At 71.6% G+C, this 23188-nt stretch carries 20 protein-coding genes; 9 read left to right on the plus strand and 11 right to left on the minus strand.

Going from position 1 to position 23188, the window contains the following annotated elements:
- The 6 genes from ACH4RC_RS19095 to ACH4RC_RS19120 form a co-directional block, all read right to left on the minus strand.
- Positions 1–1023 (minus strand): LacI family DNA-binding transcriptional regulator, encoded by a 1023-nt coding sequence (locus ACH4RC_RS19095; RefSeq protein WP_398202093.1) that lies wholly within the window; start codon positions 1021–1023, stop codon positions 1–3.
- The gene (locus ACH4RC_RS19100) at positions 1016–1336 is read right to left on the minus strand and encodes an L-rhamnose mutarotase (protein WP_398202326.1); all 321 of its coding nucleotides are present in this window, start codon (positions 1334–1336) and stop codon (positions 1016–1018) included. Before ACH4RC_RS19100 ends, ACH4RC_RS19095 begins: the two co-directional genes overlap by 8 nt.
- A gap of 33 nt (positions 1337–1369) precedes the next feature.
- Positions 1370–2461, minus strand: a complete 1092-nt coding sequence (rhaS, locus tag ACH4RC_RS19105) for a rhamnose ABC transporter substrate-binding protein (RefSeq protein ID WP_398202096.1) — start codon at positions 2459–2461, stop codon at positions 1370–1372.
- A gap of 48 nt (positions 2462–2509) precedes the next feature.
- Positions 2510–3517 (minus strand): ABC transporter permease, encoded by a 1008-nt coding sequence (locus tag ACH4RC_RS19110; RefSeq protein ID WP_398202099.1) that lies wholly within the window; start codon positions 3515–3517, stop codon positions 2510–2512.
- Entirely contained in the window at positions 3510–4565 is a 1056-nt protein-coding gene (locus ACH4RC_RS19115; RefSeq protein ID WP_398202101.1) for an ABC transporter permease, read from the minus strand. Before ACH4RC_RS19115 ends, ACH4RC_RS19110 begins: the two co-directional genes overlap by 8 nt.
- A 148-nt stretch (positions 4566–4713) precedes the next feature.
- On the minus strand, positions 4714–6225 hold the full coding sequence (locus tag ACH4RC_RS19120; RefSeq protein ID WP_398202103.1) for a sugar ABC transporter ATP-binding protein: 1512 nt from the start codon (positions 6223–6225) through the stop codon (positions 4714–4716).
- 354 nt (positions 6226–6579) lie between these two features.
- On the opposite strand from ACH4RC_RS19120, the gene rhaI reads away from it, so the two are divergent.
- The 7 genes from rhaI (at position 6580) to ACH4RC_RS19155 (ending at position 15852) form a co-directional block, all read left to right on the plus strand.
- Entirely contained in the window at positions 6580–7746 is a 1167-nt protein-coding gene (gene rhaI / locus ACH4RC_RS19125; protein WP_398202106.1) for an L-rhamnose isomerase, read from the plus strand.
- Positions 7747–7802: 56 nt separating this feature from the next.
- Positions 7803–9848, plus strand: coding sequence for a bifunctional aldolase/short-chain dehydrogenase (locus ACH4RC_RS19130; protein ID WP_398202109.1), 2046 nt, complete (start codon positions 7803–7805; stop codon positions 9846–9848).
- 372 nt (positions 9849–10220) lie between these two features.
- Positions 10221–11666 carry a rhamnulokinase family protein gene (locus ACH4RC_RS19135; protein WP_398202111.1) on the plus strand — a complete coding sequence of 482 codons (1446 nt, stop codon included), beginning with the start codon at positions 10221–10223 and terminating at the stop codon, positions 11664–11666.
- 101 nt (positions 11667–11767) lie between these two features.
- Positions 11768–12541 (plus strand): (Fe-S)-binding protein, encoded by a 774-nt coding sequence (locus ACH4RC_RS19140; RefSeq protein ID WP_398202112.1) that lies wholly within the window; start codon positions 11768–11770, stop codon positions 12539–12541.
- A complete protein-coding gene (locus ACH4RC_RS19145) occupies positions 12538–14016 on the plus strand; it encodes a LutB/LldF family L-lactate oxidation iron-sulfur protein (protein ID WP_398202115.1) in 1479 nt (492 codons plus the stop codon). Before ACH4RC_RS19140 ends, ACH4RC_RS19145 begins: the two co-directional genes overlap by 4 nt.
- Positions 14013–14666 carry a lactate utilization protein C gene (locus ACH4RC_RS19150; protein ID WP_398202118.1) on the plus strand — a complete coding sequence of 218 codons (654 nt, stop codon included), beginning with the start codon at positions 14013–14015 and terminating at the stop codon, positions 14664–14666. Before ACH4RC_RS19145 ends, ACH4RC_RS19150 begins: the two co-directional genes overlap by 4 nt.
- 22 nt (positions 14667–14688) lie before the next feature.
- Complete coding sequence (locus ACH4RC_RS19155; protein WP_398202121.1) at positions 14689–15852, plus strand: ABC transporter ATP-binding protein; 1164 nt, start codon at positions 14689–14691, stop codon at positions 15850–15852.
- Positions 15853–15987: 135 nt separating this feature from the next.
- On the opposite strand, the gene ACH4RC_RS19160 is transcribed toward ACH4RC_RS19155, so the two are convergent.
- The 4 genes from ACH4RC_RS19160 to ACH4RC_RS19175 all read right to left on the minus strand — a co-directional run bounded on the left by ACH4RC_RS19160 (position 15988) and on the right by ACH4RC_RS19175 (position 19601).
- Positions 15988–17205: an NAD(P)/FAD-dependent oxidoreductase gene (locus ACH4RC_RS19160; RefSeq protein ID WP_398202123.1), complete on the minus strand. Its 1218-nt coding sequence runs from the start codon at positions 17203–17205 to the stop codon at positions 15988–15990.
- Between the two features lie 79 nt (positions 17206–17284).
- Positions 17285–18235 (minus strand): ABC transporter substrate-binding protein, encoded by a 951-nt coding sequence (locus tag ACH4RC_RS19165; RefSeq protein ID WP_398202126.1) that lies wholly within the window; start codon positions 18233–18235, stop codon positions 17285–17287.
- Positions 18232–18909, minus strand: coding sequence for an ABC transporter permease (locus ACH4RC_RS19170; protein ID WP_398202129.1), 678 nt, complete (start codon positions 18907–18909; stop codon positions 18232–18234). Before ACH4RC_RS19170 ends, ACH4RC_RS19165 begins: the two co-directional genes overlap by 4 nt.
- Complete coding sequence (locus tag ACH4RC_RS19175; RefSeq protein WP_398202328.1) at positions 18906–19601, minus strand: ABC transporter permease; 696 nt, start codon at positions 19599–19601, stop codon at positions 18906–18908. The genes ACH4RC_RS19170 and ACH4RC_RS19175 overlap by 4 nt, the downstream gene beginning before the upstream one ends.
- A 312-nt stretch (positions 19602–19913) precedes the next feature.
- On the opposite strand from ACH4RC_RS19175, the gene ACH4RC_RS19180 reads away from it, so the two are divergent.
- Together ACH4RC_RS19180 and ACH4RC_RS19185 are read left to right on the plus strand one after the other, a co-directional pair.
- Entirely contained in the window at positions 19914–20894 is a 981-nt protein-coding gene (locus tag ACH4RC_RS19180; protein WP_398202132.1) for a glycoside hydrolase family 11 protein, read from the plus strand.
- Positions 20895–20928: 34 nt separating this feature from the next.
- The gene (locus ACH4RC_RS19185; protein WP_398202133.1) at positions 20929–21903 is read left to right on the plus strand and encodes a polysaccharide deacetylase family protein; all 975 of its coding nucleotides are present in this window, start codon (positions 20929–20931) and stop codon (positions 21901–21903) included.
- A 9-nt stretch (positions 21904–21912) separates the two neighbouring features.
- On the opposite strand, the gene ACH4RC_RS19190 is transcribed toward ACH4RC_RS19185, so the two are convergent.
- A complete protein-coding gene (locus tag ACH4RC_RS19190) occupies positions 21913–23130 on the minus strand; it encodes a cysteine desulfurase-like protein (RefSeq protein WP_398202136.1) in 1218 nt (405 codons plus the stop codon).
- Between the last annotated feature and the right edge of the window lie 58 nt (positions 23131–23188).

A 23188-nucleotide genomic window follows, 5' to 3' on the forward strand; every position in this document is an offset into this window, starting at 1 on the left:
CTAGAGGGCCCTGCTCGATCCGCGTACCACCAACTCCGGGCGCAGCACCACGTGTTGGTGGCGGTGGTCGGCCGCGCGTTCACCCGTCTCCTGGAGCAGCAGCTCCGCCGCGATGGTGCCCAGGGTGAGCGCCGGCTGGCGCACCGAGGTGAGCGGGACGGTGGCCGCCGCCGCGAACTCGATGTCGTCGTAGCCGACGATCGACATGTCGTCGGGGACCTTGACCCCGGCCGCGTACAGCGCCTGGAGGACACCGAGGGCGAGCAGGTCGTTGGCGCAGAAGACGGCGGTGGGCCGGTCGGCGAGGCCGAGGAGGCGGGCGCCCGCGTCGCGTCCGGCGGCCACGTCGAGCCGTTCGGTGGGCAGTTCGCGCAGGATCCCGCCGTCCAGGCCCGCCTCGGCGAGCGCCTTGAGGGCGCCCTCGCGGCGGTCCTGCACCTGTTTGAGGTGGGGCGGGCCGCTGACGTAGGCGAGGGAGCGGTGGCCCCCGGCGACGAGGTGGCGGATGGCGAGCGCGCCGCCGGACACGTCGTCGACGGAGACCGAGCACCCCTCCTCGTCCCCGGCGACCCGGTCCACCACCACGTACGGGATGGAGTGGCGGCGGAAGTCGCGCAGGGTCGCGCCGCTGGGGTCGGCGGGGGTGATCAGGGCGCCGCGCACGCGTTGCTCGGCGAAGAGGGAGAGGTACTCGGCCTCCTCCGCCGGGTTCTGCGCGCTGTTGCACACCATGACGCCGAGCCCGGCGTCGCGCGCGGCGCGCTCGGCGCCGCGCGCGACATCGACGAAGAACGGGTTGCCCATGTCCAGGACGAGCAGCGCCATGATCCGGCTGTGTCCGGCGCGCAGCTGGCGCGCGTACTCGCTGCGGACGTAGCCGAGCCGGGCGATGACCTGCTGGACGTGGCGGCGGGTCGGCTCGGAGACCCGGTGGGGCTGGTTGAGGACGTTGGAGACGGTGCCGACGGAGACCCCGGCGACGCGCGCCACGTCCTTGATGCCGGCCGTCGCGCGCTCACGCAAGGTGGAAGACCTCGGTGAGCGGGCGCATCGCGGCGTCGGGGGCCTGCCCGTCGAGCTCCTCGAAGAAGCCGGACATCTCGGCCTGCCAGCGGGCGTTGACGTCGGTGGCGTCCATGGCGGCGCGCGCCGCGTCGAAGTCCGCGGTCTCCAGGTAGCCGACGAGCAGGCCGTCCTCGCGCAGGAAGAGCGAGTAGTTGTGCCAGCCGGTGGCGGTCAGGGCCGCCCGCATCTCCTGCCACACGTTCTCGTGGCGGGCGCGGTACTCGTCGATCCGGTCGGCTCTGACCTTGAGCAGAAAGCAGACGCGCTGCATGGACACTCGGGGTGCTCCCTCAGGACTCAGGACTCAGAACTTGTACTGGTCGATGTTGGACTTGTCGAAGACGGTCGGCTTGCCGAGGGAGACGACGCCGTCCTTGCCGATGGTGAACTCGCCCAGGTCACCGGCCTTGTAGCTCTCGCCCTCCTTGCCGCTGATCTGGCCGGACTCCAGGGCGACGGCGGTGTGCGCGGCGAGCGCGCCGAGCTTGGCCGGGTCCCACAGCTCGAACGCCTCGACGGTGCCGTTCTTGACGTAGGCGCGCATGTCGTTGGGGGTGCCGAGGCCGGTCAGCTTGACCTTGCCCTTGTACTTCGAGCCGGACAGGTACTGGGCGGCGGCCTTGATGCCGACGGTGGTCGGGGAGATGATCCCCGCCAGCTTCGGGTGCTCCTGGAGCAGCCCTTGCGTCTGCTGGAACGACTTCTGCGCGTCGTCGTCACCGTAGGCGGTGGTGACGAGCTTGATGTCCTTGTACTCGGGCTTCTTCAGCTCGTCCTTCATGTAGTCGATCCACGTGTTCTGGTTGGTGGCCGTCTGGGCCGCCGAGAGGATCGCGATCTCGCCCTTGTTGCCGATCTGCTTGGCCATCTGCTGCACCTGGGTGCGGCCGAGGTCCTCGGCGCTGGCCTGCGAGACGAACACGTTGCGGCAGTCGGCCTTGGTGTCGGAGTCGTACGTGACGATGCTGACGCCGTTCTTCATGGCCTGCTTGAGCGCGGTGCACAGGGCGCCCGGGTCCTGCGCGGACACGGCGATGGCGTCGGCCTGCTGCTGGGTGAGCGTGTTGACGTAGGAGACCTGCCCGGAGGTGTCGGTGCCGCTGCTGGTGCCGACCTCCTTGTACGTCGAGCCGAGCTCCTCGACGGCCTTCTTGCCGCCGTTGTCGGAGGTGGTGAAGTACGGGTTGTTGACCTGCTTGGGCAGGAAGGCGACCGTGAGGCCCTTCTTGGTGGCGGCGTTCGGGTCGGCCTTGCCGGCCGCGTTGGACTTCACCGCCTCCTTGTCGGCGTCGTCCTTCGTCGTGCCGCCGCAGGCGGTGGCGCCGAGGACGAGCGCGGTGGTGACGGCGAGCGCGGCGGTGAGCCGGCGGGTTCTGGCGGTGACGGTCCGGGACATGGCGGTTCCTTACGGGTGGTGGACTGTACGGAGACGAGAGGGCGTGTTCTACGAGGTGGCCGGCGCCGGAGGTGGTGGCGCCGCGGCTGTCCTGCGGCGCGCCCTGGCCTGCGCCATCTGGCGGCCGACGCGCGGGGCGAGCACGGAGATCACCAGGAGGACACCGGTGACGACGATCTGGGACTGCGCGGAGACGTTGAGCAGGCTCATCACGTTCTGGAGCGAGCCGAGCAGGAAGACGCCCGCGATGGCGCCGCCGAGCGTGCCCTTGCCGCCGTCGAAGTCGATGCCGCCGAGCAGGACGGCCGCGATGACGGAGAGTTCGAGCCCGGTGGCGTTGTCGTAGCGGGCGCTGGCGTAGTGCAGGGCCCAGAACACGCCGGTCAGCGCGGAGAGCACGCCCGTCGTCACGAACATGGACAGCTTGAGCCGCTTGACGCGGACGCCGGAGAACCGGGCCGCCTCCTCGCTGGCGCCGATCGCGAAGAGCGAGCGTCCGAGGCGGGTGGCGTGCAGGACGACGACGGCGACGGCGCACAACACGATGAACGGCAGCGCGGCGTACGGCAGGAACGTGTCGCCGAAGCGGCCCGCGCCGAAGTCCAGGTACTGCGAGGGGAAGTCGGTGACGGAGTCGGAGCCGAGGACGATCTGGGCGATGCCGCGGTAGGCGGCCATCGTGCCGATGGTGACGGCGAGGGACGGCAGGCCGAGGCGGGTCACGAGGAGCCCGTTGATCAGGCCGCAGACGACGCCGAGGACCAGGCAGAGCGGGATGATCGTCTCGATGGCCATGCCCTGGTTCCACAGGGCGCCCATGACGGCCCCGGAGAGCCCGGCCGTCGAGCCGACGGACAGGTCCACCTCACCGGAGATCACCAGCATCGTCATCGGCAGCGCGATCAGGGCGATGGGCAGCGTGTTGCCGATCAGGAACGAGATGTTGAGCGCGTTGCCGAAGTTGTCGACGAACGAGAACGAGCAGAGCAGCAGCACGATGAGCAGGGCGCCGACGGCGGTGTCCCAGCGCACGGCGTTCTTGAGGCGGTCAGGCATGGCGGGCGCTCCTCATCTGTGCGGCCTGCTTGCGCAGCACTGCGGCGACCCGCAGGGCCAGGATCCGGTCGACGGCGATGGCGAGCAGCAGCAGGATGCCGTTGATGGCGGTGACCCAGACGGAGCTGACGCCGATGGCGGGCAGGACGCTGTTGATGGAGGTGAGGAGCAGGGCGCCGAGGGCCGCGCCGTAGACGGTGCCGGAGCCGCCGGTGAAGGCGACGCCGCCGACGACGACGGCGCTGACGACGGTGAGTTCGTAGCCGTTGCCGGTACCGGAGTCGACGTTGCCGAAGCGGGCCAGGTAGAGGGCGCCGGCGAGTCCGGCGAGGGCGCCGCACAGGACGTACGCGGTCATGATCCGCTTGCGGACCGGGATCCCGGCGAGCGAGGCGGCCTCGGGGCTTGAGCCGAGGGCGTACATGTCGCGGCCGCTGCGGTAGCTGCGCAGGTAGTAGCCGACGCAGAGCAGGACGGCGGTGGCGAGGATGGCCAGGTAGGGCACGATCCACAGGCCGTCGTGGCCGAAGTCGACGAACGCGTCGGGCAGGTCGGCGGCGACGATCTGCTGCGAGCCGACCCAGATGGAGTCGATGCCGCGCACGATGTACAGGGTGCCGAGGGTGACGACGAGCGCGGGCACCTTGCCGAGGCTGACGAGGGCGCCGTTCAGGACGCCGAAGACAGCGCCGATGGCGACCGCGTAGACGACGGCGACGATCGAACTGCCGCCCCCTTGCAGGTAGTCGCCCGCGGCGAAGGCCGAGATGCCGAGGACGGAGCCGACGGACAGGTCGACGTTGCGGGTGATGACGACGACGGCCTGACCGGTCGCGACGAGGACGAGGATGGTGGCGTTGAGGAGGAGGTCCTTGACGCCCTGCTCGGACAGGAACTCGCTGTTGGAGACCTGGGTGGCGAGCAGCATGAGGACGAGTACGCCGGCGACGGCGATCTCGCGTGCCTTGAACACCTTGTCGATGAGGCGGCGCCCGGCGGTGGGTTCGGGGACGGTGTCCTCGCGGACGGCTGGAGCGGTAACGGTCATGATGCGGCCACCTCTGCGGGCCTCGGGTCCGCGGGCCTCGGGGGCGCGGGGCTGTATCGGTCAGCGGCTCCGCCGCGGGGCGCCGGCCACCACGAAGCACGCGCGTACGCGTAGGAACGGACAACGGCCGACGGCGAGTGGACGGACATCAGGCGGCCCTCCCCGTCGCCGCGGCCATCACGGACTCCTCGTTCGCCTCGGCTCGGGAGAGTTCCGCGGTGAGGCGGCCCTCGTGCATGACGAGGACGCGGTCGGCCATGCCGAGGATCTCGGGGAGGTCGGAGGAGATCATCAGGACGGCGACGCCCTCCGCGGCGAGCGAGGAGAGCAGGCGGTGCACCTCGGCCTTGGTGCCGACGTCGATGCCGCGGGTCGGCTCGTCGACGATGAGGACCTGCGGCCCGGTGGCGAGCCACTTGGCGAGGACGACCTTCTGCTGGTTGCCGCCGGACAGGGTGCCGACGACGTCCGCGAGGCGCGCGTACTTCACCTGGAGTCTGACCGACCAGTCGAGGGAGCGGCTGCGTTCGGCCCTGCGGTTCATGAGTCCGGCGCGGCTGGTGTCGGCGAAGCCGGTGAGGCCGATGTTGCGCTCGATGGACATGTCCATCACCAGGCCCTGGGCGCGGCGATCCTCGGGGACGAGGGCGAGCCCGGCGTGCATGGCGAGGCTCGGGGCGCCGGGCTTGAGCCTCTGGCCGAGTACTTCGACGTCGCCGCCGTCGAACCGGTCGACGCCGAAGACGGCGCGGGCCACCTCGCTGCGTCCGGCGCCGACGAGTCCGGCGAGGCCGACGATCTCGCCGCGCCGCACCTCGAAGGAGACGTCGGTGAAGACGCCCTCACGGGTGAGGCGGCGCACGCTGAGCGCCACCTCGCCGATCTCGGTCTCCTGCTTGGGGTAGAGCTCGTCGAGGTCGCGGCCGACCATGCGGCGCACGAGGTCGTCCTCGGTCAGTCCGTCGAGGGGTTCGCTGGCGACCCAGGCGCCGTCGCGGAGCGTCGTGACGCGCTGGCAGAGCCCGAAGATCTCCTCCAGGCGGTGCGAGATGAACAGGACGGCGGCGCCCTGTTCGCGCAGGGTGCGTACGACGCCGAAGAGGCGGGCGACCTCGCTGCCGGTGAGCGCGGCGGTCGGCTCGTCCATGATCAGGACGCGGGCGTCGAAGGAGAGCGCCTTGGCGATCTCGACGAGCTGCTGGTCGGCGATGGAGAGGCCACGTGCGGGCTGGTCCGGGTCGAGCGCGACCCCGAGCCGTGCGAACAGGTCGGCCGTGGCCTGCTTGACGGCGCGGTGGTCGACGCGGCCGAGCGCGCGGCGCGGCTGGCGCCCCATGAAGATGTTCTCGGCGATCGACAGGTCGGGGAAGAGCGTCGGCTCCTGGTAGATGACGGCGACACCGGCGTCCCGGGCGTCCGCGGGGCCGTGGAACTCCACCGGGGCGCCGTCGAGCAGGACCGTTCCGGTGTCCGGCCGGTGCACCCCGGCGAGGGTCTTGATCAGGGTCGACTTCCCCGCGCCGTTCTCGCCGGCGAGGGCGTGCGCCTCTCCGGCGTACAGGCGCAGGCCGACGCCGCGCAGGGCGCGCACCGCGCCGAAGGACTTGCTCACCCCCTCCAGCGCGAGCACCGGAGTCGTCTCCGGTTCAGGATGCGTCATTGCATGTCTCCGTGAGTGTGCGGAAGTGGTGGGCCCGGTTGCCGTGCCGAGCGCACGGGGATGGCTGAGGGCGCCGGACGGATCACGATGGATCAGGTTGGATCAGATTGGATCAGGTTGGATCACCGGCGGTGAAATGTTTCAGTGAAGTTGCCCGGAAGCTAGCCCCGCTTCTCCCGACAGGTCAAGAGGCGAACGCCGGAAGAACCAGAAAAAGCGCCTGTAGAGCGGCGCACCGCGATGAACAGCACGATCGCGTAACGCACTTGGCTCCATGTCCGACCCCTTGACGCGCTCCGCACCCGGGGTTAACTTCCCAGCGAAGTGAATCGATTCACGAATTCAGAGGTGGACATGCCTGACATCGCTGCCGTGAAGGCCGCACTCGCCCGCCAGCGGATCGAGACGCCGTCCTGGGGCTACGGCAACTCCGGCACCCGGTTCAAGGTGTTCGCCCAGGCCGGCGTGCCGCGCACCCCGCGGGAGAAGCTCGACGACGCGGCGAAGGTGCACGAGTTCACCGGCATCGCCCCCAAGGTGGCGCTGCACATCCCGTGGGACACGGTCGACGACTACGCGGCGCTCGCCGCCTACGCCAAGGAGCGCGGCGTCGAACTCGGCACCATCAACTCCAACACCTTCCAGGACGACGACTTCAAGCTCGGCAGCGTCTGTCACCCGGACCCGAAGGTGCGCCGCAAGGCCGTCGGCCACCTCCTGGAGTGCGTCGACATCATGGACGCCACCGGCTCCGGGGACCTGAAGCTGTGGCTCGCCGACGGCACCAACTACCCGGGCCAGGACGACATCGTGGCCCGCCAGGACCGCCTCGCGGAATCCCTGGCGGCGGTCTACGAGCGACTCGGCGACGACCAGCGCCTGCTCCTCGAGTACAAACTCTTCGAGCCCGCCTTCTACACGACGGACGTGCCGGACTGGGGCACCTCCTACGTGCAGTGCCTGAAGCTGGGCGAGCGCGCACAGGTCGTCGTCGACACCGGCCACCACGCGCCCGGCACCAACATCGAGTTCATCGTGGCGCTGCTCCTGCGCGAGGGCCGGCTCGGCGGGTTCGACTTCAACTCCCGCTTCTACGCCGACGACGACCTCATGGTGGGCTCGGCCGACCCCTTCCAGCTCTTCCGCATCCTGCACGAGGTCGCCAAGAACGGCGGCTTCGACGCGGAGACGAACGTGGCGTTCATGCTCGACCAGTGCCACAACATCGAGGCGAAGATCCCCGCGGTCATCCGCTCCGTCCTCAACGTCCAGGAGGCGACGGCCAAGGCGCTCCTCGTCGACCGCGACGCCCTGACCGCCGCCCAGCGCGCGGGCGACGTCCTCACCGCCAACGCGGTCCTCATGGACGCCTACAACACCGACGTACGCCCGCTCCTCCGCGAGCTGCGCGAGGAGCAGGGCCTGCACCCGGACCCGGTCGCCGCGTACCACGCGAGTGGCTGGCAGGAGCGGATCGTGGCCGAGCGGGTGGGCGGCGAACAGGCCGGCTGGGGCGCCTGACCGCATCCGCCCCGCCCCGTTCCCCTCCCCCTCACCTCCCTACTGAAGGAATCCGCATGTCCTCCGCCACCCCTCCCGAAGTCGCCGCTCTCCTGGCGCGTTCGAACCGGCTCGGCGCCGACCCCCGCAACACCAACTACGCCGGCGGCAACACCTCCGCCAAGGGCACCGCCACCGACCCCGTCACCGGTACGGACGTCGAGCTGCTGTGGGTCAAGGGCTCCGGCGGCGACCTGGGCACCCTCACCGCGGCGGGCCTCGCCGCACTGCGCCTGGACCGCCTGCGTGCGCTCACCGAGGTGTACCCGGGGGTGGAGCGCGAGGACGAGATGGTCGCCGCGTTCGACTACTGCCTGCACGGCAAGGGCGGCGCCGCGCCGTCCATCGACACCGCGATGCACGGCCTGGTCGACGCCGCCCACGTCGACCACCTGCACCCGGACTCGGGCATCGCGCTGGCCTGCGCGGCGGACGGCGAGAAGCTGACCGCCGAGTGCTTCGGCGAGAAGGTGGCGTGGGTGCCGTGGCGCCGCCCCGGTTTCCAGCTCGGCCTGGACATCGCCGCGCTGAAGGCCGCCCACCCCGAGGCGGTCGGCTGCGTCCTCGGCGGCCACGGCATCACGGCGTGGGGCGACACAGCCGAGGAGTGCGAGGCGAACTCGCTGTTCATCATCCGCACGGCGGAGACGTTCCTGGCGGAGCGCGGCAAGCCGGAGCCGTTCGGGGCGGTCCTTGAGGGGTACGGGGCGCTGGGCGCGGCGGAGCGCCGGGCACGCGCGGCCGAACTGGCGCCTCTCGTCCGGGGACTGGCATCGGTCGACCGACCCCAGGTGGGCCACTTCGACGACTCCGACACGGTCCTCGACTTCCTGGCGAGCGCGGAGCACCCGCGCCTCGCCGCGCTCGGCACGTCGTGCCCGGACCACTTCCTGCGCACGAAGGTGCGCCCGCTCGTCCTGGACCTGCCGCCGACGGCGGACCTCGACGCGGTGGCGACCCGCCTGAAGGAACTCCACGCCGAGTACCGCGAGGAGTACGCGGCGTACTACGCGCGCCACGCCGTGGAGGGCTCCCCCGCGATGCGCGGCGCGGACCCGGCGATCGTGCTCGTGCCCGGCGTCGGCATGTTCAGCTTCGGCAAGGACAAGCAGACGGCGCGCGTGGCGGGCGAGTTCTACCTCAACGCGATCAACGTGATGCGGGGCGCCGAGGCGGTCTCCACGTACGCGCCCATCGAGGAGTCCGAGAAGTTCCGCATCGAGTACTGGTCCCTGGAGGAGGCCAAGCTCCAGCGGATGCCGAAGCCGAAGCCGCTGGCCACGCGCGTGGCGCTGGTGACAGGCGCGGGCAGCGGCATCGGCAGGGCCATCGCGCGCCGGCTGGCCGCCGAGGGCGCGTGTGTCGTCGTGGCCGACCTGAACGCCGAGGGCGCAGCGGCCGTCGCCGAGGAGCTGGGCGGCCCGGACAAGGCGGTCGCGGCGACGGTGGACGTGACATCGGAGGAGCAGATCGCGGAGGCGTTCAAGGCGGCGGCCCTGGCGTTCGGCGGCGTGGACCTGGTGGTCAACAACGCCGGCATCTCCATCTCCAAGCCGCTCCTGGAGACGACCGCCAAGGACTGGGACCTCCAGCACGCCATCATGGCCCGCGGCTCGTTCCTCGTCTCGCGCGAGGCGGCCCGCGTCATGCGGCAGCAGGACATGGGCGGCGACATCGTCTACATCGCCTCCAAGAACGCGGTGTTCGCGGGCCCGAACAATGTCGCCTACTCGGCGACGAAGGCGGACCAGGCGCACCAAGTGCGGTTGCTGGCAGCTGAGTTGGGCAGTGACGGCATCCGCGTGAACGGCGTCAACCCCGACGGGGTCGTGCGCGGCTCCGGCATCTTCGCGGGCGGCTGGGGCGCGCAGCGCGCGGCGACGTACGGCATCGAGGAGGAGAAGCTCGGCGAGTTCTACGCCCAGCGCACCCTCCTCAAGCGCGAGGTCCTCCCCGAGCACGTGGCCAACGCGGTCTACGCCCTGACAGCAGGCGACCTGACCCACACCACGGGCCTGCACGTCCCGGTGGACGCGGGGGTGGCAGCGGCGTTCCTGAGGTGAGGTGAGACGACGAACCGGGGCGCCGCCCAGCCCCGGCGCCCCGCAAAAAACGCGGAGACCGCCGCACCCACCCACAACACACCCGCCCCCACCCACAAACCGCCCACCACCACGGCGCCCCAGGGGCGCGAGGAACTGCGCGACCAGCCACAACACACCCGCACCCACCCACAAACCGCCACACACAACGGCGCTATCAGGGGCGCGAGGAACTGCGCGACCAGCCACAACACACCCGCACCCACCCACAAGCCGCCACACACAACGGCGCTATCAGGGGCGCGGGGAACTGCGCGACCAGCCACAACGCACCCGCACCCGCATCCGCACTCGCACCCACGTCCCCACTTGCTACGGCGCAAAGGCGAACCCATGCCCACCACCCCCTACGCCGCAATAGACCTGGGCGCATCGAGCGGCCGAGTCATCACAGCCCAGGTCACCCGCGACACCCTCACCCTGAACGAAGCGCACCGTTTCCCGAACACCCCGGTCCGCACGGGCACGTCCCTGCACTGGAACATCCTCACCCTCTACGCAGGCATCCTGGACGGACTCCGCAAGACGGGCCAGGTCCGCTCGATAGGCATAGACAGCTGGGCCGTCGACTACGGCCTCCTCGACGCGGACGGCACTCTCCTGGGCAACCCGTACCACTACCGGGACACCCGCACGGACACCATCGCGGAGAAGGTCTGGTCCCAGGTACCCCCAGCGGAGCTGTACGCGTCGACGGGCCTCCAGTACGCCCCCTTCAACACCCTCTACCAGCTGGCGGCGGCCCGGGAAACAGCCCAACTGGGCTGCGCGGCAACCCTGTTGCTGATCCCCGACCTCCTCACGTACTGGCTCACAGGAGAACGCGGCACCGAGCTGACGAACGCCTCCACCACCCAGCTCATCGACCCCCGCACACGCGACTGGGCGCACGACATCGCCGCCCGCACCGGCACGGACCTGGCCCTCTTCCCCGCACTGCGCCACCCGGGCGACCCGGCCGGCGTACTCCTGCCCCATGTCCTCGCCGAAACCGGCCTGACCGGCCCGGTCCCGGTGACGACGGTCGCGTCGCACGACACGGCGTCAGCCGTGGCGGCGGTACCGGCGACCGAGGACGCGAACTTCGCCTACATCTGCACAGGCACCTGGTCCCTCGCGGGCCTGGAACTGGACGCCCCCGTCCTGACCGAGGAAAGCCGCGCGGCGAACTTCACCAACGAGCTGGGCATCGACGGCACGGTCCGCTACCTGCGCAACATCATGGGCCTGTGGCTGCTCCAGGAGTGCCAACGCGCCTGGGGCGACCCGGACCTGGCCGACCTGCTCGACAAAGCCGCGCACGCACCCGCCCTGCGTTCGGTCGTCGACGCGAGCGACCCCGCGTTCCTGGCCCCGGGCTCCATGCCGGCCCGCATCGCCGCCGCCTGCCGCGCCACGGACCAGCCCGAACCCCGTACCCCCGCCGAGACCACCCGCTGCATCCTCGACTCTCTCGCGCTCGCGCACCGCAGGGCCGTCGCGCAGGCGGCGCGGCTCGCCGACCGCCCGGTGGACGTCGTGCACATCGTCGGCGGCGGCGCCCGCAACGCGCTGCTGTGCCAGCTGACCGCGGACGCCTGCGGCCTGCCGGTGGTGGCGGGCCCGGCGGAGGCCGCGGCGCTCGGCAACGTCCTCGTCCAGGCCCGCGCCGACGGCATCCTCGGCGACCGGGCTGCGGCCCGCGCGCTCGTCGCCGACACGCAGCCGCTGACGCGCTACACACCGCGCGGACCGGCGACGCAGTGGGCGGCGGCGGAGGCCCGTGTCGCCGCCTCGTGACCGGGTACGGCACACGACGTACGCTGCACCCGTCCGATGACCGACCCGATCAGAACGCCCAGCTCGAACCGACCCAACCGCACCGAACCGAAGGGGCCACGATGCGTGTCGCGCTGTTCCTGACCTGTGTCAACGACACGCTCTACCCCGATACGGGCCGTGCCGTGGTGAAACTCCTGACCAGACTGGGTGTGGAGGTGGACTTCCCGGCGGCGCAGACGTGCTGCGGGCAGGCCCACTACAACACCGGCTACCGTCACGAGGCCGAACCGCTCGCCCGCCACTACTCCGATGTCTTCGGCCCTGGTATCGCTTCGGGCGCGTACGACGCGATCATCACCCCGTCCGGTTCGTGCGCGGCGATGGTGCGCGAGCTGTACCCGCGCATGGGTGAGCGGGCCCGCGCCGAGGGCCGCGGCGACGGCCTCGCCGCCACCCTCGCCCCGGTGGTGCCGAAGACGTACGAACTGACCGAGTTCCTGGTCGACGTGTTGAAGGTGACGGACGTCGGCGCGTACTACCCCCACAAGGTGACCTACCACCCCACCTGCCACGGCCTGCGCTCCCTCGGCCTCGGCGACCGCCCCGCCCGGCTCCTCCGCGCGGTCGAGGGTCTGGAGCTCGTGGAACTGCCGGGCGCGCAGGAGTGCTGCGGCTTCGGCGGCACGTTCGCCGTGAAGAACGCCGACGTCTCGGCCGCGATGGGCGCCGACAAGGTGCGCAACGCCGAGTCGACCGGCGCGGACGTGCTCTGCGCCGCCGACAACTCCTGCCTGATGCACATCGGCGGCACGATGAGCCGCCTGCGCACGGAGCTGCGGCCGGTCCACATCGCGGAGATCCTTGCGAGCACCGAGAAGGAGCCCCTGGCATGAGCGGCACCTACGTGGGTATGCCCGCCTTTCCCAAGGCGGCGCACGACGCCGTACGGAACACCACCCTGCGCGCCAACCTGAAGCACGCCACCCACACCATCCGCGACAAGCGCGCCCGCGCCGTCGCCGAGCTGGACGACTGGGCGCTGCTGCGCGAGGCGGGCAAGCAGATCAAGGACCACACGCTCCACCACCTCGACCACTACCTGCTCCAGCTGGAGGAGTCGGTGACGGCGGCGGGCGGCACCGTGCACTGGGCCGCCGACGCCGACGAGGCCAACCGGATCGTGACCCGGCTCGTCAAGGAGACGGGCGAGTCGGAGGTCGTCAAGGTCAAGTCGATGGCCACGCAGGAGATCGGCCTCAACGAGGCTCTCGAAGCGGTGGGGATCGCCGCGTACGAGACCGACCTCGCCGAACTCATCGTGCAGCTCGGCAAGGACCGGCCCTCGCACATCCTCGTCCCCGCCATCCACCGCAACCGGGACGAGATCCGCACCATCTTCAAGAAGGAGATGGGCGAGTGGGGCCGCCCGGCCCCCGAAGGGCTCACCGACACGCCCGCCGAACTCGCCGAGGCCGCCCGCCTCCACCTGCGCGAGAAGTTCCTGCGCGCCAAGGTCGGCGTCTCGGGCGCGAACTTCATGGTCGCCGAGACCGGCACGCTCGTCGTCGTCGAGTCCGAGGGCAACGGCCGGATGTGCCTGACGCTGCCCGAGACGCTGATCTCGGTCGTCGGCATCGAGAAGATCGTGCCGACCTGGCGGGACCTGGAGGTCTTCCTCCAGACGCTGCCGCGCTCCTCCACCGCCGAGCGCATGAACCCGTACACCTCGACCTGGACCGGCACGGCCGACTCCGACGGTCCGCGCACCTTCCACCTGGTCCTGCTCGACAACGGCCGCACCGACACCCTCGCCGACGAGGTGGGCCGCCAGGCGCTGCGCTGCATCCGCTGCTCGGCCTGCCTGAACGTCTGCCCGGTGTACGAGCGGGCCGGCGGCCACGCCTACGGCTCCGTCTACCCGGGCCCGATCGGCGCCATCCTCAGCCCCCAGCTCCGGGGCACCGCCAGCGAGATCGACGCCTCCCTCCCGTACGCGTCCTCGCTCTGCGGCGCCTGCTACGAGGTGTGCCCGGTCGCCATCGACATCCCCGAGGTGCTCGTACATCTGCGGGAACGGGTCGTCCAGGGCGGCGACGTGACCCGGCGCGGCGCGAAAGTGACGCTGAAACCGGCCAAGGGGCACGCGGCGGAGCGCGCCGCGATGCGCGCGGCGCGCTGGGCGTTCACCCACCCGGCGGCGCTCGGCACGGGCCAGCGCCTCGCCTCGCGCACCCGCCGCTTCCATCCGCGTACGGTGCCGGGCCCCGGCCGCGCGTGGACGGCGACCCGCGATCTGCCGAAGGTGCCCGCGGAACCGTTCCGCGACTGGTGGCAGCGGACGAACGGCGGAAAGGACGACGCGCGATGAGCAGCAGGGAGGTGATCCTGGGCCGCGTGCGGCGTGCGCTCGGAGACCGGCAGGGCGGGGCGGCCCCGACGTCGTACGCCACGGACATCGACCGGGACTATCTGCGCGAGCACGGCGACCGGAGCGTCGAGGAGACGGTCGAGCTGCTCGCCGAGAACCTGGCCGACTACCGGGCGATCGTGCACCGCACCACCTCCGCCGAAGTGAGGCGGACGATCGCGCGGCTGCTGTCCGAGCGCGGCTCACGGACGGTGGTGGTGCCACCGGAGCTGCCGTCGCAGTGGCTGGCCGAGGTGGACGCGACCCTCATCCGGGACCGGGCCGCGAACACCCCCGCCGAACTCGCCGAGGCCGACAGCGTCGTCACCGCCTGCGCGGTGGCCGTCGCCGAGACCGGCACCCTCGTCCTCGACGGCTCGCCCGACCAGGGCCGCCGCCGCATCACCCTCGTGCCCGACCACCACATCTGCGTGGTGCGCGTTCCGGACCAGGTCGTCTCCGCCGTCCCGCAGGCCCTCGAACGGCTCGATCCGCGCCGTCCGCTCACCTGGATCTCGGGCCCGTCCGCGACCAGCGACATCGAACTCGACCGGGTCGAGGGGGTGCACGGTCCGCGCACCCTGGAGGTGGTTCTGGTGAGCGGGGAGTGACGGGCGCGGTTAGCGTGCTTCCATGATCCGGTTCGATCAGGTCACCAAGCGGTACGCGGACGGCACGACGGCGGTGGACGGCCTCTCCTTCGAGGTCGCCGAGGGCGAACTGGTCACGCTCGTCGGGCCGTCCGGCTGCGGCAAGACCACGACGATGATGATGGTCAACCGGCTCATCGAGCCGACCTCCGGCCGCGTCTTCGTCGACGGCGAGGACATCTCCACCCTCGACCCGGTGAAGCTGCGCCGCCGGATCGGCTACGTCATCCAGCAGGTCGGTCTCTTCCCGCACCGCACGGTCCTCGACAACACGGCGACCGTGCCCGCGCTGACCGGCTGGAAGAAGGCGAAGGCGCGGGCGCGCGCCGCCGAACTCCTCGATCTGGTGGGCCTGGACCCGAAGACGTTCGGCGGCCGCTATCCCGAGCAGCTGTCCGGCGGGCAGCGCCAGCGGGTCGGCGTGGCGCGGGCGCTGGCGGCGGATCCGCCCGTGCTGCTGATGGACGAGCCGTTCGGCGCGGTCGACCCGGTGGTGCGCGAGCAGTTGCAGGACGAGTTCCTGCGGATGCAGGCGGCGGTGCGCAAGACGGTGCTGCTCGTCACGCACGACATCGAGGAGGCGGTCCGGCTCGGCGACCGGATCGCGGTGTACGGGCAGGGCCGCATCGAGCAGTTCGACACCCCTGGCGCGGTCCTGGGCACGCCCGCGACACCGTACGTCGCCGAGTTCGTCGGCGCGGACCGTGGCCTGAAGCGGCTGTCGGTCACCGCGATCGAGCCGGACGACCTGGAGCAGCCGGCCGTGGTCCGCCTCGACGGGTCCGCCGAGCAGGCCGCGGCCCGGATGCGCGCGGAGGCGGCGCGCTGGGCGGTGGTCCTGGACGGAAGCGGTGATCTGCACGGCTGGATCGGCGTCGACGAGGCGGCCCTGGCCGGTCCTGACGGCCGGGTCGGCGATCTCGCGCACCGGATGAACGCCTGGGTCCCGGTCGGCGCCCCGCTCAAGCAGGCGTTCGGGGTGATGCTCCAGCACGACGCGGGCTGGGTCGCGGTCCTCGACGGTGCCCGCTTCCTCGGCGTCCTCACCCCGGCCAAACTCCACGAGGCGCTGCGCCGCTCGGTCGACGCGGACGCGCAGGGCGTGGGCCGCGACGAGGTGCAGTTCGACTCGGTCGCCGATGCCTGAGCGCTCCGCTGGAAGTACCGCGACAGGTGTCCGGCCGACTGCGGCGCCGTCGTGGCTGGTCGCGCGGTTCCCCGCGCCCCTCCGGGGCGCTGCCGGACCGCGACGTGCTTCGCCCGACCCGCTGAGGACCTGTCCTCAGAGTCCTTGGCCGGCCCGTTGCGACCGCCGGCGCCGGCCGTTCATCGCGCGCAGGTTCTCGTCCTGCACGGAGTCGTGGACGGCCCGGTCGGGGCGGTACGGGGCGAGTTCGGCGGCGGGGCGTCCGGTGACGATCTCGCGCGCGGCGAGCCGGCCGAGAACCGGGGCCAGGGTGACGGCGCTGTGCGAGACGAGGTGGTAGAGGCCGGGCGCCGAGGCGACCGCGCCGACCAGCGGCAGCCCGTCGGACGGGATGGGCCGTACGCCGATCCTGGCGTCGTCGATCCTGGTGCGGGCCAGGCCGGGCAGGACGGTGCTCGCGCGCCGGTGCAGTTCCCGCGGCAGCCCGTCGAGGGCGGCGGTGCCGGAGCCTTCCAGGCGTGCGTCGATCTCCCAGGACAGCGCGAGGACACCGCCGTCCGCCGTGGGCCGCAGGTCGACGCCCGGGGCGACGACGATCGCGGCGAGCGGCGGCCCTGGCAGCGGTGCGCTCTCGGCGAGGAGCCCCGGCACCTGCCGCATGGGCAGCCGCACCCCGGCGAGGGCGGCGATCCGGTCGGCCGCCGGGCCCGCGCAGTTCACGACGGTGTCGGCGCTCCAGGAGCGGTCCCCGGCCGTGATGCCGGTGATCCGCCCGTCGCCGGTCCGCGTCAGGCCGGTGACGGCGACCCCGTAGTGCGTCTCGGCGCCGTGCTCCACGGCCGCGTCGAGCAGGGCGTGCACGAAGCGCGGCGCGTCGAACCAGACGGCGCTGCCGTACACCGCGACCTCGTCGGCGGCGCAGGCGGCGGGGTCGACGGCGGGCGCGAGGTCGCGCAGCGCGGACGGCGGGGCGAGGCGGCAGTCGTGGCCCCAGCCCCGGGCGCGCAGGACCCGTTCGCGCAGCGCCTGGTGGGCCGCGTCGCCGTCGGCCCACTGCACGAGGGGTGCGGGGTGGAGCCAGGCGGGTCCGGCGAGCGTCCCGGAGAGCAGGCGGTGCTCCTCGGCGCCCTGCCGGTTGAGCCGGTAGTAGGCGTACGGGGTCTTCAGATGGGTGACGTCGGCGGAGAAGGTGGCGCCGGAGGTGCCGGACGCGGGCCGCGCCTCCTCCAGGACCACGACGCGGACGCCTTGGCGGGCGAGGTGGTAGCCGACGCAGGCGCCGAGCACGCCCGCGCCGACGACGACAGCCGAGACGGCTGGGGTTTTCGGGGTTCCTGGGACGGCTGTGTCCATGGCTGGTCCTGTTCGGTGGTTCCACCGGGGGCGCTCCACCTTCCCGCCCTTCGGCCCCCGCACACCCTCCGGTACCGGCCTACTTCAGCAGCCCCTTGTCGCGCAGGTAGGCGCGTGCGACGTCCTCGGGCAGCCGCCGCCAGCTGTCGACCTGCTGGTTCATGGCGGCCAGGTCCTGGGTGGTGAGGACGGAGTTGAGCGCGCCGAGCGTCTTGGCGACCTTCTCGCTGCCCGCCTGCGACCGGTTCACGACGGGCACGATGTAGTCGGCGTTCTGGAGCTTCTTGTCGTCGGCGAGCAGGACGAGCCCGAACTCGGCGAGCGTGGCGTCGGTGGTCGTGGTCAGCACCATCTGGTCCTGCCCGTTCTGCACGGCCTTCTTGGACTGGGTGGTGCCGACGCCCTTCGGGTCGACGCCGGTGACATCGATTCCGTAGACCTTCCGCAACCCCGGTTCGCAGTACGGGCGTTGCACGCATTCGTCCCCGGCTGCGAGCCGCACCCCCAGACCGGAGGCGCCGAGGTCGCTGAGCGTCTTCAGCCGGTGCCCGGCGGCGTAGGACCGGGTGACGGCGAAGGCGTTCTGGTCGACGGCCTTGCCGGGGTCGAGGACCACGAGGCCGCGCGGCCGGGCGAGCGTGCGCAGCGCCTCCATGGTGGCGTCGAGGTCGGGGGAGCCGACGGGGTCGGCGTCGGCGCCGTGGGTCTTGGCGCCCAGCCAGTCGGCGAACGTGGCCGCGTACTCCGGGACGACGTCGATCTGGCCGGACTCCAGGGCGGGTTCGTACAGCTCGCGGTTGGCGACGGAGAGGATCTCGGTCCCGTACCCGGCGTTCTCGAGGAGCAGCGCGTACATGGTCGCGAGCAGGTCGCTCTCGGTGAACCCGGCGGATCCGATGACCAGGTGTTTGCTGTCACCGGGCGGCGCGGTCACCTCGCCCTGGTTCTCCAGGGAGGGCCCGGTGGCACACCCGGTGAGGAGGAACGCGACCGCGAGGAACACCGCGCGTCGGCGGCTGGGCGCGCTCATCCGGTGGCCCTTCCCCGCGCCCAGGACGGCGCGCACCGCTCGGCGATCTCGAAGAGCCCTTCGACGACGAGCGCGAACACGGCGACGAGCACGGCTCCCGCGACGACCTGCGGGGTGCTGGCGAGGTTGAACCCGGCGGTGATGAGCCGCCCGAGCCCGCCGCCGCCCGCGAGCGCGGCGATGGTGGCGGTGGCGACGAGCTGCACGGCCGCGATCCGCACCCCGTTGAAGATCAGCGGGAGCGCGAGCGGGGCCTCCACCTTCAGCAGCATCTGCCGCCCGGTCATGCCCATTCCGCGCGCGGCTCGGACGATCTCCCGGTCGACGCCGCGCATGCCCACGTACGCGTTGGTGAGCAGGGGCGGCACGGCGAACAGGACGAGCGCGACGACGGTGGGCCCCTCGCCGTACCGCCCGAGCGGGGTGAGGAGCAGCAGGACGAGGACGGCGAAGGTGGGGACGGCCCGGCCGACGTTGGAGATGTTGACGGCGAGCGCGCCGCCCTTGCCGAGGTGCCCGAGCACGAGGGCGATGGGCAGGGCGATCAGACAGCTGACGGCGAGGCAGAGGAGGGTGAGGACGAGGTGCTGGGTGAGCCGGTGCCAGATGCCGTCGTCGCCGGACCAGTGCGCGGAGTCGGCGAGCCAGTTCCAGGCGTCGGTGAGGGTCTTCACGCGCGGCTCGCTCTCGTCCAGGGGGTGAGGAGGCGCCCGACGCCCAGGAGCACCAGATCGGCGACGATCGCGATGACCACGCACAGCACGGAGGCGGTCAGCACCTGAGCCTTGAAGTACGTGTTCATACCCGCGTAGATCAGGTTGCCGAGGCCGCCGTGTCCGACGATGGCGCCGATGGTCACCAGGGACACGGCCGAGACGGTCGCGATGCGCAGCCCCGCCATGGCGGCGGGCAGAGCGAGTGGCAGCTCGACGCTGAGCAGCAGCCGGACCGGCCCGTACCCCATGCCGCGCGCGGCCTGCCGGGTCTCCTCGGGCACGGCGCGCAGCCCGGCGAGGATGTTCCGCACGAGCAGGGTCAGTGAGTACAGCACGAGCCCGGCGGCGACGAGCGTGGCGGAGAGCCCGTAGACGGGCAGCAGCAGCGAGAACATGGCGAGGGACGGGATCGTGTAGAGCACGGTCGTCAGGGCGAGCACGGGCCCGGCCGCCCATCCCCACCGGCGGGCGACGACGGCCAGCGGTACGGCGATGACGAGGGCGATCGCCACGGCGATCAGGGTGATCTGCAGGTGCTGCACGACGGCGTCGAACAGGATGTGCCTGCGCGTGCTCAGATACGCGCCGCAGATCCAGTCGTTGCGGGCGAGGCAGTCGTCCGGCGGCGAGGTGTCGAGGACGGCGGTCACGAGGGGCACTCAGCCATTCCAGTGGCGGGGGCGGGTGTCGGCGCGCTGGGTGATCCGTACGGGCGAGACGCCCCGCGTCATTGACCGATAACCTTCGATAATTCTCCGAAAGTTTCGGCGCACATCAGCGCGGATCGCGGTGACCGAGGGCCCGCCACGGACCACGCGTGACCTGCAAAGTCCTGGTCCGTGCCCGAAGAAACCTTTCGAGATGCTGACCGAAACTCTTGACAGTTGGCAGGGCCAGTTCAAAGCTGTCGCCGTCACAAGGAAGAGCACGAGCAAGAGCACGAGCTAGGAGGAGGCACGCTCATGCACAACACCCCCGCACACCGGTTCAGGCTGCTCATCAGCACTGTCTGCGCCGCGCTGCTGGTCGCCGTCGCCGCGCTGGCCCTGCCCGGCACCGCGCACGCCGACACGGTCGTCACCACGAACCAGACCGGCACGAACAACGGTTACCACTACTCGTTCTGGACCGACGCCCCCGGCACGGTCTCCATGAACCTGGGCTCCGGCGGCAACTACAGCACCTCATGGAGCAACACCGGGAACTTCGTCGCGGGCAAGGGCTGGGCCAACGGCGGGCGCCGGAGCGTGACGTACTCGGGCACGTTCAACCCGTCCGGCAACGCCTACCTGGCGCTGTACGGCTGGACGTCGAACCCGCTCGTCGAGTACTACATCGTCGACAACTGGGGCACGTTCCGGCCCACGGGCACGTACAAGGGCACCGTCACCACCGACGGCGGCACGTACGACATCTACAAGACGACGCGGTACAACGCGCCGTCCGTCGAGGGCACCAAGACCTTCGACCAGTACTGGAGCGTCCGGCAGTCGAAGCGGACGGGCGGCACCATCACCACCGGCAACCACTTCGACGCGTGGGCCCGCGCGGGCATGCCGCTCGGCAGCTTCAACTACTACATGATCATGGCGACCGAGGGCTACCAGAGCAGCGGGAACTCCAACATCACGGTGGGCGGCACGGGTTCGGGCGGTGGCGGCGGTGGAGGAGGCGGTGGCGGGTGCAGTGCGACCCTCTCCGCCGGTCAGTCCTGGAGCGACCGCTACAACCTCGACGTCGCCGTCACCGGCTCCACCAACTGGACCGTCACCATGAACGTCCCCTCCCCCGCCAAGATCCTCTCCACCTGGAACACCAGCGCGAGCTACCCCAGCGCACAAGTCCTGACCGCCAGGCCCAACGGCAACGGCAACACCTTCGGCGTCACCGTCCAGCACAACGGCAACACCACCTGGCCGACCGTCTCCTGTTCCGCGAGCTGACCCCCGTCCCTCGATGGCGAAGGAGCACACCCCCATGCGCGCACGTTCCCTGCTCGCGAGATCGGCCGTCGTCGCCATGGCTGCCGCGAGCACCCTCACCGTCCACGGCGCCGCCGCGCCCGCGCAGGCCGCCGCCTGCACCGGCTACGTCGGCCTCACCTTCGACGACGGCCCGTCCAACACCACCCCGGCCCTGCTCGACGCGCTGAAGCGGAACGGGCTGCGGGCCACGATGTTCAACCAGGGCCAGTACGCCGCCGCCAACCCGGCCCAGGTACGGGCGCAGGTCAGCGCCGGGATGTGGGTCGCCAACCACAGTTACACGCACCCCCACCTGACCACGCTCGGGCAGGCGCAGATCGACTCGGAGATCTCCCGCACCCAGCAGGCCATCGCCAACGCCGGCGGCGGGACGCCCAAGCTGTTCCGGCCGCCGTACGGCGAGACCAACGCGACGGTGAAGGCCGTCGAGGCCAAGTACGGCCTGAAGGAGATCATCTGGGACGTCGACTCGCAGGACTGGAACAACGCCAGTACCGACGCGATCGTCTCGGCGGCGGGCCGGCTCACCGACGGACAGGTCATCCTGATGCACGACTGGCCCGCCAACACGCTCGCCGCGATCCCGCGGATCGCGCAGGGCCTCGCCGCGCGCGGCCTGTGCGCCGGCATGATCTCGCCGACCACCGGCCGCGCCGTAGCGCCCGACGGCGGCTCGGGCGGGGGCGGTGGCGGCGGAGGCAGCTCGTGCACCGCCACCCTCTCCGCCGGTCAGTCCTGGAGCGACCGCTACAACCTCGCCGTCGCCGTCACCGGCTCCACCAACTGGACCGTCACCATGAACGTCCCCTCCCCCGCCAAGATCCTCTCCACCTGGAACACCAGCGCGAGCTACCCCAGCGCACAAGTCCTGACCGCCAGGCCCAACGGCAACGGCAACACCTTCGGCGTCACCGTCCAGCACAACGGCAACACCACCTGGCCGACCGTCTCCTGCGCCGCGGGCTGACGCCGCGCCTCAGCCCGGGGCCGGCGCCTCGTCGAGGAGCCGCAGCGCCGCGAGGAGCCGGTCCACGTCCTCCTCGCTGGTGTAAGGGGCGAATCCGACGCGGACGCCGCCCCCGGCGCCGAGGCCGAGGTCCTCCGCGGCGTGCACGGCGTAGAAGGAACCGGCGGGTGCGTCGACGCCGTGGGCGGCGAGGTGGCGGGCGACGTCGGCCGGGCGGTGGCCCGCCACCGTGAAGAAGGTGATCGGGGTCGGTGCCGCGGGGCGGCCGTGCACGGTGATGCCGTCCAGCTCCGCGAGCCCGTCCGCGAGGCGCTTCCCGAGCGCGTGCTCGTGTTCTTCGAGCGCCGCGAACGAGGCGGTCAGCCGGTCACGGCGGCTGCCCCGGGCGTCGGGGTCGAGGTGCGCGAGGAAGTCCACCGCGGCGTGCGCGCCGGCCAGCAGCTCATAGGGCAGCGTGCCCAGTTCGAAGCGCTCGGGCACCTGGTCGCTGGACGGGAGCAGCTTGTCCGGGCGCAGGGATTCGAGGAGTCCGGCCCGCCCGGTCAGCACGCCCAGGTGCGGGCCGAGGAACTTGTACGGCGAGCAGACGAGCGTGTCGGCGCCCATCGCCGCCAGGTCCACGAGGGCGTGCGAGGCGTAGCCGACGGCGTCGACGTGGAACAGGGCGCCCGCCTCATGGACGAGCGCCGCGATCGCGGGCAGGTCGGGGCGTGCGCCGGTGAGGTTCGACGCGGCGGTCACGGCGACGAGCCGGGTCCGGGCGGACAACCGCGCCGCGATGTGCTCGGGGCGCAGTTCGCTCGTCGCCGGGTCGAAGCCGGCCCACTTCACGACCGCGCCGGCCGATTCGGCGGCCTGCACCCATGGCCGGATGTTGGAGTCGTGGTCAAGGCGGGTGACGACAACCTCGTCGCCCGGTCCCCAGGTCTTGGCGAGCGTCCGCGACAGGTCGTACGTGAGCTGCGTGGCGCTGCGGCCGAAGACGACGGTGCCGGGCGCGGTGCCGAGCAGGTCGCCGAGGGCCGCGCGCGCCCCGGCCACGATGCGCTCCGCGTTGTGCTCGCCCTCCGTGACACTGCCACGGTTGGCCGTGGGCCCGGTCAGCGCCGCCACGACGGCGTCGATGACGGGCTGCGGCGCCTGCGTGCCGCCCGGCGCGTCGAACCGGGCGGAGCCGGAGGCGAGCGCGGGGATCTGTGCGCGGATCGCGGCTATGTCGAAGGGCATGCGTCAACTCCAAGGGGGCGGCACCAGGGGTGGCGGGGTAGGCCGTGCGGCTGCGACG

It is taken from the genome of Streptomyces sp. NPDC016845 (genome assembly GCF_044332585.1).
Taxonomy (GTDB): domain Bacteria; phylum Actinomycetota; class Actinomycetes; order Streptomycetales; family Streptomycetaceae; genus Streptomyces.

What these genes read in the sequence shown, in the direction of transcription:
- ACH4RC_RS19100 (WP_398202326.1), bottom strand. Translation starts at nt 1,336, where the DNA reads ATGCAGCGCGTCTGCTTTCTGCTCAAGGTCAGAGCCGACCGGATCGAC.
- rhaS (WP_398202096.1), bottom strand. Translation starts at nt 2,461, where the DNA reads ATGTCCCGGACCGTCACCGCCAGAACCCGCCGGCTCACCGCCGCGCTC.
- ACH4RC_RS19110 (WP_398202099.1), bottom strand. Translation starts at nt 3,517, where the DNA reads ATGCCTGACCGCCTCAAGAACGCCGTGCGCTGGGACACCGCCGTCGGC.
- ACH4RC_RS19115 (WP_398202101.1), bottom strand. Translation starts at nt 4,565, where the DNA reads ATGACCGTTACCGCTCCAGCCGTCCGCGAGGACACCGTCCCCGAACCC.
- ACH4RC_RS19120 (WP_398202103.1), bottom strand. Translation starts at nt 6,225, where the DNA reads ATGACGCATCCTGAACCGGAGACGACTCCGGTGCTCGCGCTGGAGGGG.
- rhaI (WP_398202106.1), top strand. Translation starts at nt 6,580, where the DNA reads ATGCCTGACATCGCTGCCGTGAAGGCCGCACTCGCCCGCCAGCGGATC.
- ACH4RC_RS19130 (WP_398202109.1), top strand. Translation starts at nt 7,803, where the DNA reads ATGTCCTCCGCCACCCCTCCCGAAGTCGCCGCTCTCCTGGCGCGTTCG.
- ACH4RC_RS19135 (WP_398202111.1), top strand. Translation starts at nt 10,221, where the DNA reads ATGCCCACCACCCCCTACGCCGCAATAGACCTGGGCGCATCGAGCGGC.
- ACH4RC_RS19140 (WP_398202112.1), top strand. Translation starts at nt 11,768, where the DNA reads ATGCGTGTCGCGCTGTTCCTGACCTGTGTCAACGACACGCTCTACCCC.
- ACH4RC_RS19145 (WP_398202115.1), top strand. Translation starts at nt 12,538, where the DNA reads ATGAGCGGCACCTACGTGGGTATGCCCGCCTTTCCCAAGGCGGCGCAC.
- ACH4RC_RS19150 (WP_398202118.1), top strand. Translation starts at nt 14,013, where the DNA reads ATGAGCAGCAGGGAGGTGATCCTGGGCCGCGTGCGGCGTGCGCTCGGA.
- ACH4RC_RS19155 (WP_398202121.1), top strand. Translation starts at nt 14,689, where the DNA reads ATGATCCGGTTCGATCAGGTCACCAAGCGGTACGCGGACGGCACGACG.
- ACH4RC_RS19160 (WP_398202123.1), bottom strand. Translation starts at nt 17,205, where the DNA reads ATGGACACAGCCGTCCCAGGAACCCCGAAAACCCCAGCCGTCTCGGCT.
- ACH4RC_RS19165 (WP_398202126.1), bottom strand. Translation starts at nt 18,235, where the DNA reads ATGAGCGCGCCCAGCCGCCGACGCGCGGTGTTCCTCGCGGTCGCGTTC.
- ACH4RC_RS19180 (WP_398202132.1), top strand. Translation starts at nt 19,914, where the DNA reads ATGCACAACACCCCCGCACACCGGTTCAGGCTGCTCATCAGCACTGTC.
- ACH4RC_RS19185 (WP_398202133.1), top strand. Translation starts at nt 20,929, where the DNA reads ATGCGCGCACGTTCCCTGCTCGCGAGATCGGCCGTCGTCGCCATGGCT.
- ACH4RC_RS19190 (WP_398202136.1), bottom strand. Translation starts at nt 23,130, where the DNA reads ATGCCCTTCGACATAGCCGCGATCCGCGCACAGATCCCCGCGCTCGCC.